Here is a 13,396-nt window from a genome sequence, read left to right as displayed (position 1 = left end):
GAAGGAGCTGGATCTAAGCAGCGTCGCAGGTAAGCAGGAGCGAAGCGGATGAGTGACGAGGGAAGGAGCCGGACCTGAGCGGCGTCGCGAACATCGGAGAATGGTTGGTATGAGCACACGGGTCTTTCTCGAACTGCTGGCCAGGGAGGCTTCGGCGGTCGAGTTCGAGGGGCCCGTTCTCGCGGCGAGGACCGGCGGGACCGGCGCGGAGGCGCTGGCGGAGCTGGAGGAGGCCAAGCTCGCCGCGCTGAAGGTACGGGCGTTGCTGCGGCGCAGGGCGAAGCGCGAGGCGGAGCTGTCGGCGCTGTTCGACACGGCGGGCGACCTGGCCGGGCTGCGGGACCTGGACGCCGTCCTGGAGGCCATCGTGCACCGGGCCAGGCAGCTGCTCGGCACCGACGCCGCCTACATGACGCTGCACGACCCCGAGCGGGGCGACACCTGGATGCGGGTGACCGACGGCTCGGTGTCGGCGAAGTTCCGGGCGCTGCGGCTGGCCATGGGGGCGGGGCTCGGCGGGCTGGTGGCCCAGACCGCCACCCCGTACTCGACCGCCGACTACTTCGCCGACGAGCGTTTCCGCCACAAGACCGACATCGACGACGCGGTGCTTGAGGAGGGGCTGGTCGCCATTCTCGGCGTACCGCTCAAGCTGGGCGCGCGGGTGATCGGAGTGCTGTTCGCGGCCAACCGGAGCGTGCGGCCCTTCACCCAGGACGAGGTCGTGCTGCTGGGCTCGCTGGCCGCGCACGCGGCGGTGGCGATCGACAACGCCCGGTTGCTGCAGGAGACCAGGAACGCGCTTGAGGAGCTCAGCGAGGCCAACCGGCAGGTGAACGCGCACAGCCAGGCCGTGGAGCGCGCCGCGCTCGCGCACGACCGGATGACCGGCCTGGTGCTGCGCGGCGGCGGGGTCGAGGACGTGGCGGCGGTGGTGACGGAGGTGCTCGGCGGCTCGCTGACGGTCCTCGACGACGCCGGGCGCCCGATCGCCGGGGACGCGGGCGTGCTGGAGGAGGACGCGCCGGGCGAGAACGCGTTCGACCAGGCGACGTCGGGATCCGGGACGGCCTCAATGAGCGGTTCGGGAAGAGGCCCGGGGACAGGCTCAGAGGGAAGAGGCTCGGGAAGTGCCCTGAGCACAGGCTCAAGAACGGGATCGAAGCCAAGCCCCAGGCGGGCGACGCGGACCGCCGCCGACGTGATCGCGGACGCCGCGCGGTCGTCGAGGGCGCTGGGGCGCACCGTACGGCAGGGAGACCTGCTGGTCGCGTCGGTGGACGTGGGCGCGGAGCCGCTGTGCACGCTGGTGCTGCGCAACGGCGGCCAGGTGTCGGACGCCGACCAGCGCATCCTGGAGCGGGCCGCGCTGGTCACCGCGTTGCTGTTGCTGTTCAGGCGTACGGTGGCCGAGGCGGAGGGCCGGGTCAGGGGCGAGCTGCTCGACGACCTGATCTCGCGGCCCGCCCTCGACGGCCTGGCCGACCGCGCCCGGCGGGTCGGGGTGAACCTGGACCGCGACCACGTGGTGGTCGTGGTGCGCCACGGCGGCGGGCGGGAGCGGGCCGCGTTCTGGGCGTCGTCCCAGGCGACGTTGCACCACGGTCTCGCCGCGCAGCGCGGCGACGAGGTGGTCCTGCTGCTTCCCGGGGACCGGCCGGGTCCCCTGGCCAAGCGGGTGGCGGCCGAGCTGAGCGCCTCGCTCGGCCACCCGGCCACGGCGGGCGCGGGAGGGCCGGTACGCGGCGCCGCGGAGGTGGCCGCCGCGCACCGGGAGGCACAGCGCTGCGCCGACGCCCTGGTGGCCCTGGGGAGGGCCGGGGAGGGCGCCGGGGCCAGGGAGCTGGGCTTCGTCGGCCTGCTGGTCGGCGAGGGGCGCGACATCGGGGCGTTCCTCGCCACGGCGCTCGGCCCGGTGATCGACTACGACGCCCGCAGAGGCACCGCGCTGGTGCAGACGCTCACCGCGTACTTCGGCACGGGCGGTTCGCTGTCGCGGACGAGCGAGGCCCTGCACATCCACGTCAACACGGTCACCCAGCGCCTGGACCGGATCGGCCAGCTCCTCGGCGACGACTGGCAGGCCCCCGACCGGGCCCTGGAGATCCAGCTCGCCCTGCGCCTGCACCGCCTCAGCGGCTGACCCGGGCGCCTTCACATACCCACATAGGGCGCCCGTCGGCTATGGGGGTCGTACCCATAGGAGTGACGCCGGTCACTACGTACGGTAGCCGAAATCCCCCCAACAGCGACTCCCCCTGGTGAGTGAGATGGCAGAGAAAACCCGTACCCCCATCGGAAAGATCGTCGGTGCCAGCCTCGTCGGCACCACGATCGAGTGGTATGACTTCTTCCTGTACGGCTCCGCCGCCGCGCTGGTCTTCCCGCAGCTGTTCTTCCCCCAGTCGGAGCCGCTGACGGGCACCCTGCTGGCGTTCCTGACCTACGCGGTGGGCTTCGTGGCCCGCCCGCTGGGCGCGCTGGTCTTCGGGCACTTCGGCGACCGGATCGGCCGCAAGAAGCTGCTGGTGGTCAGCCTGCTGATGATGGGCGGGGCGACCTTCCTGATCGGCTGCCTGCCGACCCACGCGGCGATCGGCATGGCGGCGCCGCTGCTGCTGACCCTGCTCCGGCTCGTCCAGGGCTTCGCCCTCGGCGGCGAGTGGGGCGGCGCGGTCCTCATCGTCTCCGAGCACGGCGACGCCGCGCGCCGAGGCTTCTGGGCCTCCTGGCCGCAGGCGGGCGCCCCCGGCGGCAACCTGCTGGCCACCGCGGTGCTTGCCGTGCTGGCCGCGGTCCAGACGGACGAGGCGTTCACGAGCTGGGGCTGGCGGATCCCGTTCCTGCTGTCCGGCGTACTGGTGCTGGTCGGCATGTGGATCCGGCTCTCCATCAGCGAGTCTCCGGTCTTCCAGCAGGCGGTCGCCAACGCCGAGCCCTCGGCGTCCCTGCCGATCGTGGAGGTCTTCAGGCACCACTGGCGGGACGTCCTCATCGCGATCGGCGCCCGCTTCGCGGAAAACGTCTCCTACTACGTGATCACCGCGTTCGTGCTGGTCTACGCGACGGCGCAGGCCGGGCTGGCGAAGCCCGTCGTGCTCAACGCGGTGCTGATCGGGTCGGCCATCCACTTCGTCTCGATCCCGCTGTGGGGGGCGCTGTCCGACCGGCTCGGCCGCCGGCCCGTCTACCTGCTCGGCGCCGCCGGGGTGGGCCTGTGGTCCTTCGCGTTCTTCCCGCTGATCGACACCAAGAACTTCGCCGCCGTCACCCTGGCGGTGACCGTCGGGCTCATCCTGCACGGCGCGATGTACGGCCCACAGGCCGCGTTCTTCTCCGAGCTGTTCGCCACGAGGATGCGCTACTCGGGCGTCTCGATCGGCTCGCAGCTCGCCTCGATCGTGGCGGGCGCCCTCGCCCCGCTGATCGCGGTCGCCCTGCTGGACACCTACAAGTCGTCGCTCCCGATCATGCTGTACGTGGCCGGGGCCGCCGTGCTCACCCTGATCACCGTGTACGTCTCGCGCGAGACCCGTGGCCGCGACCTCGTCACCATCGGCACCCGCGACGAGGCGTCGACCACCCGCTGAACCGTACGGAGAACATCTGATGCGCATCGAGAACCGGCCGGTGCCCACCGGCCGGATCACCCAGAACGTCCTGTCGGTGGCGGGGAACGCCCCGGAGGGCGGCGAGACGGTGCTGTTCGTGCACGGAAACGTGTCGAGCTCCACCTTCTGGCGGGGCACGCTGCTCGCCCTGGCGGAGGAGGGCCACCGGCCGCTCGCCGTGGACCTGCGGGGCTTCGGCGACACCGAGCCCGCCCCGGTCGACGCCACCCGCGGCCTGCGGGACTACTCCGACGACGTGCTCGCCCTCCTCGACGCCCTCGGGCTGGACGGGGTGCACCTGGTCGGCTGGAGCATGGGCGGCGGGGTCGTGCTGCGGGCGCTGCGCGACCGGCCGTCCGCCGTGCGGAGCGTGACCCTGGTCAACCCGATCTCCCCGTACGGCTTCGGCGGCACGCACGGTGCCGACGGCACGCTGAACCACCCCGACGGCACGGGCGCCGGAGCGGGGGCGGCCAACCCCGACTTCGTGAGGCTGCTCGCGGCGGGGGACACCTCCGACGACTCTCCGGCCTCGCCGAGAAACGTGATGCGGGCCACGTACGTGAAGCCCGGCACGGTGATCGAGGACGAGGACGCCCTGGTCGCGTCGATGCTGTCCACGAAGGTCGGCGAGGACCACTACCCGGGTGACGCGGTGACGTCGGAGGAGTGGCCGGGGGTCCGTCCCGGTACGCGGGGCGTGCTCAACTCGTTCGCCCCGACGCACTTCCGGATCGACGACCTGCACACGATCGACCCGAAGCCGCCGATCCTGTGGATCAGGGGCGAGGCCGACGTGATCGTCTCCGACACCTCGCTGTTCGACCTGGCCCACCTGGGCGCCCTGGGGGCCGTCCCCGGCTCGCCGGGCACCCCGGCGCAGCCGATGGTCACCCAGACCCGCGCCGCGCTGGAGCGGTACGGCCCCTACACCGAGGTCGTCCTGGACACCGGCCACAGCCCGCACATCGAGCGGCCCGCCGAGTTCCGCGCCGCCCTCTCCGACCACCTGAAGCGGAGCTGACGATGCGCAGTATCGATGACGACGCCTCGCGTCGCGGTCCGGCCGCCCGCGTTCACAGCGCGACCTCACGGATCATCAAAGTCGCCGCCGTCGGTCTCGCCGTCCTGACGGTTCTGGCCGGGGCGCCCGTGGCGAGCGCGGGGACGACATCGGCGCACTGCGCCCGGCTGGACCGGGTGGCGGTGCCGGGTGCCGAGCGCCAGGTGAAGGCGTGCCTGGACGACCTCACGACGGCGGGAACGACCGTCTCCGGGCACACCGACCCGGCCGACTGGGCGGGCCTGCACCCCGCGGGGGCGGTCAACCCGAAGGGCGTGCCCGGCATCCAGGTCGACGGCTACTTCCCCGACACCTCGACCTCCAACACGACGCACGGCTGGAACCACGACTCGCAGTTCGTGCTGCGCCTGCCCGACAACTGGAACGGCGGGCTGGTGGTCACCGGCACCCCGGGCAACCGGGAGCAGTACGCCAACGACTTCACCGTCTCCGACTGGGCGCTGGCCAAGGGTTACGCCTACGCGGTGACGGACAAGGGCAACGTCGGCGTCACCTTCTACAAGGACGGCCGCAAACCCGGTGACGCGGTCGCCGAGTGGAACGACCGGGTGACGCAGGTCGCGATCGCGGCCAAGGCCGTCGTCGCCCAGCGCTACGGCAGGCTTCCCAAGCGGACCTACGCCGCGGGCATCTCCAACGGCGGCTACCTGGTCCGCTGGCAGCTGGAGAACCGGGCCTGGCTGTACGACGGCGGGATCGACTGGGAGGGCACGCTCTGGCGGGTCAAGGGCGACAACCTGGTCAACTACCTGCCCCCGGCGCTGCGGGCCTACCCGGCGGGCGACACCCAGGCGATGTACGACGCGGGTTTCGCCCGAGGCTCGGAGTTCCTGTGGCCGTTCCACTACCAGTACTACTGGGACCTGACCCAGCGCCTCTACCGTGAGGAACTCGACCCCTCCTTCGACGGCGACACCGAGGCGGGCACCCCCTTCTGCGCCTCGGGCACCCCGGCCTGCGACGCCGACTACGACTACGACGCGCGCAGGCCGTACGCGGCGGTGAGGAAGATCGGGCTCACCGGCCGGATCGGCAAGCCGCTCATCACGATCCACGGCACGCTGGACACGCTGCTGCCGATCTCCCGCTCCGGCGACGTCTACGCGGACATGGTCGGCGGGCACCGGCCGTTCCGCTACTACCGGATCACCGACGGCACCCACGTGGACAGCCTCTACGCCTCCTACCCCGACAAGCTCCGCCCGCTGCTGCCGTGCTTCCGCAGCGCGTTCGAGACCCTGGAGGGCTGGGTGGAGCGCGGGAAGAACCCGCCGCCGAGCGCGACCCTGCCGAGGCCCTCGACCGGCGACCTGCCCAACGAGTGCCGTCTGAGCGCGTGACACCACCGCCCGGCGCCGTACCGCCCCCACGGGCCGGTACGGCACCGGGCGGATGTCAGTTGAACATGTAGCGCCGCTGGACGGTCCTGGTCACCCGGACCGCGTTCCTGACCAGCGGTATCCGCAGCGCCACCCGCTTCAGCAGCGGGTACCAGGGCTCGGTGGGCCTGGCCGCGGCGGACCGGTGGATCTCCACCCTGCCGCCGCGGTTCATCTCCACCTTGAAGCGCAGCCCGGTCTCCTTGCCGTCCACCCGCAGGAACGGCGCCCAGACACCCGGCGCGAGGAACCCCTCCCGGTACACCAGCCGGGTCGGGATCTTGGCGATCAACCGCCCGGCGAGTTCCCCGGGGACGCCGGGCTCGACCAGCGCGGGGGCGGCGACCTCGCGTTCCCTGCCCGCGATCTGGCGGAACACCAGCTCCGCGGGCGGCCCCCCGCTCGGCGGCACGTACGGGACGGGTACGACGACGAAGACGTGCTTGCGCTGCCCGATGACCGTCGTCCCCGGTGAGACCAGGACGATCGACTCGGGGAACGAGCGCGGTTCCACGCAGATCCCCAGCTCCCCCAGGTCGGACCACCAGGGGACGGTGAGCCGCCTGGAGCAGTCGGCGACCATCCCGGTGCAGTTCAGCGGCGACCCCGTCACCCGGGTGCTCGCCTGCTGCACCCCGCCGTACATGCGCACGTGTATCTCCCAGAGTCCCGGCGGCAGCGGTCCGCCCGCCGCCGCCGAGTCGACGTTCAGCCGGGCGGTGCCCGTGACCTGGAGCCTGACCCCGTTGCGGTGACGGCAGCGGACCGTCGAGCAGTCCGAGGGCAGGAAGTGGACGGCCCCGGTGTCCTCGTGCCTGACGTAGACCTCGAACCGCGCCCTGGCGGCGGTCTGGCTGACGTCGGCCATCTCGGGGGGCAGGCGGAGCCCGTCGAGGGGTACGGGAGGCTCCCAGAGCAGGCCGTCGGGTCCGTGGGGGACGAAGCGCATCGGGGTGCCGTCGGCCTGCGTCATCTCCACGGTGAGCCCCAGGGTGAGCGTGCCGTCGTCCCAGGTGAGCTCGTCGAGGTCGGCCTGGAGGCGGGCGCCGCGCATGGCTCCGGCCAGGATGACGAGCTGGTCGAGCCTGCCCGCGCGGAGCAGCGCGGCGCGGGCCCGCAGCGGGACGGGCAGCAGGAGGTCGAGGCGCGGGGGGAAGCGCTGGACGACCAGCTCGCGCAGGGTCGTGAAGGTGGCCGCCCGGTCCGTGGAGGAGGTGGCGAACCTGCCTCCGCCGAGCCGTTTCAGCACCGCGGTGCGGAACCACTGGGCGTACATCCGGTCGCGCCGCCGCCCCTCGGGGACCTCGTCGTCGATGATGTCGAGCAGCTCGCGCAGCTCCGCGGCCCAGACGTAGGGGTCCTCCGGCGGGTCGGGCCGCTCGGTGACGTGGCAGCAGACCTCTCCGGCCATGACGACGACGTTCCCGGCCCGCAGGTAGGCGCGGACCACGAAGGCCTGCTCGGACAGGCACCCGCCGGGGTCGGAGAAGTTCAGCGCCTCGGCGTCGAGGAAGGCCCTGCGGAGGAGCTTGTGCGGCGTGAGCTGGGTGAGCAGCCGGTCCCTGACGACGTCGGCGTTCTCGCGGTCGGCGTCGAAGACCGTGAAGGGCGGTCTCTGGTCACTGGCCAGCCGCCCGAGGAGGATGTCGGCCTTGGTCTCCACGGCCCGCAGGTACATCCGCTCAAGAGCGTCCCTCTCCAGGCGGTCGCCCTGGTTCAGCAGGTAGACGTACTCGCCCCTGGCGACCATGAGGGCGACGTTGCGGCCGCGCATCGGCGAGCCCGTCCGCCCAAGATGGAGCACCTTGACGTTCGACCGCACCGCCGCCAGGGTGTCGAGGCGCTGCTGGATCCCGTCGTCGGAGCCGTCGTCGGCGAAGATGACCTCGTAGTCCTCGGAGGCCATCGACTGCTCCAGCACCGACCGGATGCAGGCGTCGGCGCCATCACCGGGGTTGTGCACCGGCACCACCACGCTGACCTTCACGTTCATGCGGCCAAGGGTGCGGCGCGCGGCGCCGGGAGACGATCAGACTTGCCGACTCCTGGTCTCTCAGTACCAGCCTTTGGCCTGGGAATGGGCCCAGGCGCCGCAGGGCGAGCCGTAGCGGCCCTTGATGTAGCTGAGCCCCCACTCGATCTGGGTGGCCGCGTTGGTCTGCCAGTCGCCTCCGGCGCTCGCCATCTTGTGGCCGGGGAGGGACTGGGGGATGCCGTAGGCGCCGCTGGAGGTGTTCATGGCGCGCTCGTTCCAGCCGCTCTCCTTCATCCAGAGCTTCTCCAGGCAGCCCCACTCGCCGCCCTGGCCCCTGGACTCCAGCATCTGCTTGCCCAGCGCCCTGTTGCCGGTCGGGTTTGAGGTGCCCGGGGGGAGCTGCTGCGGGTTGAAGCCGCCACCGCCCGGCGCCTCGTCAACGATCTTGACCTGGTTGAGGGCCTTGCGGTTGTCGCGCTCGGCGGCGATCTTGTCGGCCTTGAGCGCCTGAGCGGCCTGGGCCTTCAGCATGTCGGACTCCAGGTCGGAGCCGAACGGGTCGGAGCCGAGCATCTGCGCCATCTCGTCCAGGGTGAGCGGCTTCGTCGGCGGCGCCGAGGCGTTCTGGACGGCGGTGTAGGCGGTGAAGGCGCCTCCGCCCACCAGGACCACGAGCGCGGCGCCCAGGATCAGCGCGCGCTTGGAGGTCATGCCGCGCTTCGAGCTGGGGCCGGCGGGCCCGTCGGAGGCCTTCCCCCGGCCCGCCCTGCGGTTCGTACGGCGGCCGCGGGGCGCCGAGCGCTCCTTCAGTTGCTGTGATCCTGGACTCACGACCTATGAGCTTGCCGTGGGGAGGGGGGTGGTCCGCAACCGGAACGGGAGAGTTGGTCCGTACCCCGCCGGGCCCGCGGGGGTTTCCCGTGACCTAACCGCCAGGCCACGCCCCCTTTCCGGGCAATGAAAGCGTGGTAGTGATTTTGCTCACATTTTACCGTACGAGGCCACTTCGGACATTTTGGTGATCATGAAAGTGCCCGAATCGTGGTCTGACCACCTCATTCAGGTACTGTTTGCCTTATGTCTGGGTTTTGTGACCCGGCAGATCCATCCAAGCCTTGGGAGAATGATTACCCGGTGGCAGGCATCCTCCTCGTCGAAGACGACCCCTCGGTCCGGACCGGGCTGGAGCTCGCGCTCACCCGGCAGGGCCACTCCGTCACCGCCTACGCCAGCGGTGAGGAGGCCCTTGAGCACATCAAGTCCCGCCGCCCCGAGATCGCCATCCTGGACGTCATGCTGCCCGGCATCGACGGCGTCGAGGTGTGCCGCCGCATCCGCAGGCTCGACCAGCTGCCGGTGATCCTCCTCACCGCCAGGGGCGACGACCTCGACGTGGTCGTGGGGCTGGAGGCCGGGGCCGACGACTACGTGGTCAAACCGGTCGAGCCCCGCGTGCTGGACGCCCGCATCCGCGCCGTCCTGCGCCGGATGGAGTCGGTCGCCTCCGACCGCATCACCTTCGGCGACCTGGTCATCGACCGGGGCGCGCTCAAGGTGGCGCTGGGGGGCCGCGAGGTCCACCTCACCCCCACGGAGCTGCGGCTCCTGCTCGAACTCGTCCGCCACCCCGGCCAGGTGCTCAACCGCAGATATCTGCTGCGGGCCGTCTGGGACCACACCCACGTCGCCGACTCCCGGCTGGTCGACGCCTGCGTCCAGCGGGTCCGCGCCAAGATCGAGGCGGTCCCCGCCGAGCCCGAGTTCATCCACACGGTACGGGGATTCGGCTACCGGTTCAGCCCGCCGTGAGACGGATCCTCCCTCTCTCGATGCGGCGGATGTACACCGGCCTGCGCGGGCGCCTGGTGATCACGTTCACCCTGATCGCCGTCACCGCCTCCGCGGTCGTCGCGGGAATCGGCTACGAGTTCGTCAAGAGCCGCATGATCGGGCGTGCCGAGCAGGTGGCCGTGAGCGACGTGCGCAACACCCTGGAGGGCATCACGCTGCCCGTCGGCGCGCTCTGGCCGGGAGACGGCCCGCCGACCGACGAGGAGATCAGCACGCTGCAGAAGAGCCTGCGCCCCCAGGGCGGCAGGGTGGTGGTCCGCTACGAGGACTACCCCTACGCCGACGGCGACTTCGACACCGGGGACGTCCCCGGCGACCTCGCCGCCAGGGCGACCCAGCGGATGGTCGCCAAGCGCATGACCATCGGCGGTGACATGTGGCTGCTCATCGGCACCCCCGTCTGGCGGATCGAGCCCATACACACCGCCCAGCCCACCGGGATGACCGTCTTCGTGTTCGCCCCCCTCATCGAGGAGGAGCGGCTCCTGAGCGGCCTGCGGCAGCCGCTCGCCGTCGCCGGTGTCGCCATGCTGATCATCGCGCTCTCCCTGGGCCTGGTGTCGGCCAGGCAGCTCCTGCTGCCGGTCAGGCGGCTCGGCTCGGCGGCCCGCGCGCTCGGCGCCGGTCACCTGGACACCCGGCTGCCCGTACACGGCCAGGACGAGCTCGCCGAGCTGACCGCCACGTTCAACGACACCGCCGCCGCGCTGGAGCGGAGCGTCACCGAGCTGCGCTCGCTGGAGGCGATGTCCCGCCGCTTCGTCGCCGACGTCTCGCACGAGCTGAGGACCCCCCTGACCGCGATGACCGCGGTCACCGACATGCTCTCCGAGGAGGCCGAGCGGCTGCCCCCCGACCCGGCGGCGGCCGTACGGCTGGTGCTGCGCGAGATCGCGCGGCTGCGGACCCTGATCGAGCAGCTCATCGAGGCGAGCCGGTTCGACTCGGGCACCGCGACGCTGAACGTGGACACCGTGAACATCGTGGACGTGGTCTGCGACTGCCTGGAGATGCGCGGCTGGGCGGACCAGGTACGGGTGAACGTCCCCGAGGGACTCGCCTTCTCCGTCGACCCCAGGCGCTTCGACGTCATCGTGGCCAACCTGGTGGGCAACGCCCTGCGCCACGGTGAGCTCCCGGTGATGATCACCGCCCGCAGCACCCCGAACGGCCTGGAGGTGAAGGTGCGCGACCACGGCAAGGGCATCCCGGCGAAGGATCTGCCCTTCGTGTTCAACCGTTTCTACAAGGCCGGCGCCCGGGGCGACGGCAGCGGGCTCGGCCTGTCCATCGCGCGGGCCAACGCCCAGCTGCACGGCGGCACGATCTCGGTCCGCGCGCAGCGGCCCGGGACCCTCTTCACGGTCTGGCTCCCCCCGGCATGAGACGGCCCACCCGCCCGTACGCCCCTCATGGAGGACGGCCCACCGGCTGGGCCGCCCCCGGCGTGAGGTGGCTCGCCTGCCTGGTCGCCGCCACCCTGGCGCTCTGCGGATGCGGCATCTCCCCCACCGACGTCCAGGACTACGGCCGCCCGCCGGTGATCAGCTACAGCCCCACGTGGGTGACGGTCTATCTGCTCCGCGACGGACGGCTGGAGCCCGTCAAGATCCCGGTGGTCTCCGACTCGGCCAAGAACATCATCGACACCCTGTTCCGGGCCGGAAAACAGCCGCCGAAGGCGGGGCTGACCAGCGCGCTCAACGACTTCAGCCACTACGACACCAAGACGACCCGCTACTCCGACAACACCGACCAGCGCAACGAGCCGGACGACAACCTCGGCTACCGGCTGAACGTGATCATCACGGGCGAGGGCAAGATCACCAAGGAGGCTCTCGCCCAGATCACCTGCACCATCCGGCAGAACAAGCAGGAGAGCATCTGGAGCGTCGAGGTCACCCGGCTCTTCCCCGGCACCCCGCAGACGATGGGCGACCGGGGCTGCTTCGAGTACCGCAACCTCGCGGCACCCGGCGTGCGCCTGCCCCCCTGAGCGACCCCGCGCCGCCGTCCCGTACGCCGGGCGCCCTGGTTACAACCGCGAGAAGCGTGACGCGCGGAGCGCGGTCGCGGGGCCGGTACGAGCCCCGCGACCGCGCTCCGGCGGTGGCGTTCAGACGCCCGTCACATCGTGATGTCCTCCAGCATCTCGGTGACCAGCGCCGCGATCGGCGAGCGCTCCGAGCGGGTCAGGGTGACGTGCGCGAACAGCGGGTGCCCCTTGAGCTTCTCCACCACCGCCACGACGCCGTCGTGACGGCCCACCCGCAGGTTGTCGCGCTGGGCGATGTCGTGGGTGAGCACGACCCGGGAGTTGGCGCCGATCCGGCTCAGCACCGTGAGCAGCACCCCGCGCTCCAGCGACTGCGCCTCGTCCACGATGACGAAGGCGTCGTGCAGCGACCGGCCGCGGATGTGGGTGAGCGGGAGCACCTCCAGCATGCCCCGGTCCATGACCTCCTCGATCACCTCGGGCGTGGTGACCGCGCCCAGGGTGTCGTAGACCGCCTGCGCCCACGGGCCCATCTTCTCGTTCTCGGAACCGGGCAGGTAGCCCAGCTCCTGGCCGCCCACGGCGTACAGGGGACGGAAGACGATGACCTTGCGGTGCTGGCGGCGCTCCAGGACCGCCTCCAGGCCCGCGCAGAGGGCGAGCGCGGACTTGCCGGTGCCCGCCCGGCCACCCAGCGAGACGATGCCGACCTCGGGGTCCATCAGGAGGTCGAGCGCGATCCGCTGCTCGGCGGAGCGGCCGTGCAGGCCGAACACCTCGCGGTCGCCGCGCACCAGCCGCACCGACTTGTCGGGCAGCACCCGGCCCAGCGCGGAACCCCTGCTGGACAGCAGGCGCAGTCCCGTGTGGGTGGGCAGGTCACGGGCGTCGGCCAGGTCGGCCGTACCGTGCTCGAAGAGGGTCTCGACGTCCTCCGACGTCACCTGGAGCTCGTCCATGCCGGTCCAGCCGGACTCCACCACGAGTTCGGCGCGGTACTCGTCCGCGGCGAGCCCGATGGAGGCGGCCTTCACCCGCATCGGCAGATCCTTGGAGACCAGCACCACGTCCTTACCTTCCGCGGCGAGGGTCTTCGCCACGGTCAGGATGCGGGTGTCGTTATCGCCGAGCCGGAACCCGACGGGCAGGATGGACGGGTCACTGTGGTTGAGCTCGACCCGGATGGTGCCCTCGCCGATCGGCATGGGCTCGTCCAGCCGTCCGTGTGTCACCCGGAGTTCGTCGAGGGACCTTAGCGCCTTGCGCGCGAAGTATCCGAGCTCTGGATGATGGCGTTTGCCCTCCAACTCGGTGATGACGACGATCGGGAGGACGACCTCATGCTCGGCGAAACGGCTCATCGCCGTTGGATCCGCCAGGAGCACCGAGGTGTCCAGGACGTACGTGCGCCGCTGCACTGCCGGCGACGTGGGTGAGGACGAAGGGTTTGCCACGCGTTCTCCCCCGGGCGCCATGGACGGCGCCCTGCCATGAGCTGGG

10 protein-coding genes are annotated in these 13,396 nt (G+C 71.4%); 7 read left to right on the top strand and 3 right to left on the bottom strand.

Annotated elements, in window-relative coordinates:
• Positions 1-109 precede the first annotated feature (109 nt).
• The 4 genes from ACW9TB_RS15890 (at position 110) to ACW9TB_RS15875 (ending at position 6,035) form a co-directional block, all read left to right on the top strand.
• Positions 110-2,143 carry a helix-turn-helix domain-containing protein gene (locus ACW9TB_RS15890; RefSeq protein ID WP_472748791.1) on the top strand — a complete coding sequence of 678 codons (2,034 nt, stop codon included), beginning with the start codon at positions 110-112 and terminating at the stop codon, positions 2,141-2,143.
• 127 nt (positions 2,144-2,270) lie between these two features.
• Positions 2,271-3,590, top strand: a complete 1,320-nt coding sequence (locus ACW9TB_RS15885; protein ID WP_472748790.1) for an MFS transporter — start codon at positions 2,271-2,273, stop codon at positions 3,588-3,590.
• Positions 3,591-3,609: 19 nt separating this feature from the next.
• Positions 3,610-4,635, top strand: coding sequence for an alpha/beta fold hydrolase (locus ACW9TB_RS15880; protein WP_472748789.1), 1,026 nt, complete (start codon positions 3,610-3,612; stop codon positions 4,633-4,635).
• A gap of 2 nt (positions 4,636-4,637) precedes the next feature.
• Positions 4,638-6,035 (top strand): tannase/feruloyl esterase family alpha/beta hydrolase, encoded by a 1,398-nt coding sequence (locus ACW9TB_RS15875; RefSeq protein WP_472748788.1) that lies wholly within the window; start codon positions 4,638-4,640, stop codon positions 6,033-6,035.
• A gap of 55 nt (positions 6,036-6,090) precedes the next feature.
• Here the strand turns inward: ACW9TB_RS15875 and ACW9TB_RS15870 are convergent, their stop codons facing one another.
• Both ACW9TB_RS15870 and ACW9TB_RS15865 read right to left on the bottom strand, forming a co-directional pair.
• Positions 6,091-8,067, bottom strand: coding sequence for a glycosyltransferase family 2 protein (locus ACW9TB_RS15870; protein WP_472748787.1), 1,977 nt, complete (start codon positions 8,065-8,067; stop codon positions 6,091-6,093).
• A gap of 60 nt (positions 8,068-8,127) precedes the next feature.
• Positions 8,128-8,760, bottom strand: a complete 633-nt coding sequence (locus ACW9TB_RS15865) for an aggregation-promoting factor C-terminal-like domain-containing protein (protein WP_472748786.1) — start codon at positions 8,758-8,760, stop codon at positions 8,128-8,130.
• A 423-nt stretch (positions 8,761-9,183) separates the two neighbouring features.
• On the opposite strand from ACW9TB_RS15865, the gene ACW9TB_RS15860 reads away from it, so the two are divergent.
• Genes ACW9TB_RS15860 through ACW9TB_RS15850 form a run of 3 tightly spaced genes read left to right on the top strand, consistent with a single transcriptional unit; the run spans position 9,184 to position 11,896 of the window.
• On the top strand, positions 9,184-9,858 hold the full coding sequence (locus tag ACW9TB_RS15860) for a response regulator (RefSeq protein WP_472748785.1): 675 nt from the start codon (positions 9,184-9,186) through the stop codon (positions 9,856-9,858).
• A 20-nt stretch (positions 9,859-9,878) separates the two neighbouring features.
• On the top strand, positions 9,879-11,285 hold the full coding sequence (locus ACW9TB_RS15855) for an ATP-binding protein (protein WP_472748784.1): 1,407 nt from the start codon (positions 9,879-9,881) through the stop codon (positions 11,283-11,285).
• Complete coding sequence (locus tag ACW9TB_RS15850) at positions 11,282-11,896, top strand: hypothetical protein (RefSeq protein ID WP_472748783.1); 615 nt, start codon at positions 11,282-11,284, stop codon at positions 11,894-11,896. Before ACW9TB_RS15855 ends, ACW9TB_RS15850 begins: the two co-directional genes overlap by 4 nt.
• 131 nt (positions 11,897-12,027) lie before the next feature.
• Here the strand turns inward: ACW9TB_RS15850 and ACW9TB_RS15845 are convergent, their stop codons facing one another.
• Positions 12,028-13,371 carry a PhoH family protein gene (locus tag ACW9TB_RS15845; protein ID WP_472748782.1) on the bottom strand — a complete coding sequence of 448 codons (1,344 nt, stop codon included), beginning with the start codon at positions 13,369-13,371 and terminating at the stop codon, positions 12,028-12,030.
• Positions 13,372-13,396 lie beyond the last annotated feature (25 nt).

The sequence above is a fragment of the Streptosporangium sp. H13245 genome (assembly GCF_055690525.1).
The sequence above is the reverse complement of the archived record's forward strand: the minus strand, read 5'-3'. Positions and strand labels throughout refer to the sequence as shown.

Excerpts from the sequence above, each read along its gene's own strand:
- ACW9TB_RS15890 (WP_472748791.1), top strand. The coding sequence starts at position 110 with ATGAGCACACGGGTCTTTCTCGAACTGCTGGCCAGGGAGGCTTCGGCG.
- ACW9TB_RS15885 (WP_472748790.1), top strand. The coding sequence starts at position 2,271 with ATGGCAGAGAAAACCCGTACCCCCATCGGAAAGATCGTCGGTGCCAGC.
- ACW9TB_RS15880 (WP_472748789.1), top strand. The coding sequence starts at position 3,610 with ATGCGCATCGAGAACCGGCCGGTGCCCACCGGCCGGATCACCCAGAAC.
- ACW9TB_RS15875 (WP_472748788.1), top strand. The coding sequence starts at position 4,638 with ATGCGCAGTATCGATGACGACGCCTCGCGTCGCGGTCCGGCCGCCCGC.
- ACW9TB_RS15870 (WP_472748787.1), bottom strand. The coding sequence starts at position 8,067 with ATGAACGTGAAGGTCAGCGTGGTGGTGCCGGTGCACAACCCCGGTGAT.
- ACW9TB_RS15865 (WP_472748786.1), bottom strand. The coding sequence starts at position 8,760 with ATGACCTCCAAGCGCGCGCTGATCCTGGGCGCCGCGCTCGTGGTCCTG.
- ACW9TB_RS15855 (WP_472748784.1), top strand. The coding sequence starts at position 9,879 with ATGCGGCGGATGTACACCGGCCTGCGCGGGCGCCTGGTGATCACGTTC.
- ACW9TB_RS15850 (WP_472748783.1), top strand. The coding sequence starts at position 11,282 with ATGAGACGGCCCACCCGCCCGTACGCCCCTCATGGAGGACGGCCCACC.
- ACW9TB_RS15845 (WP_472748782.1), bottom strand. The coding sequence starts at position 13,371 with ATGGCGCCCGGGGGAGAACGCGTGGCAAACCCTTCGTCCTCACCCACG.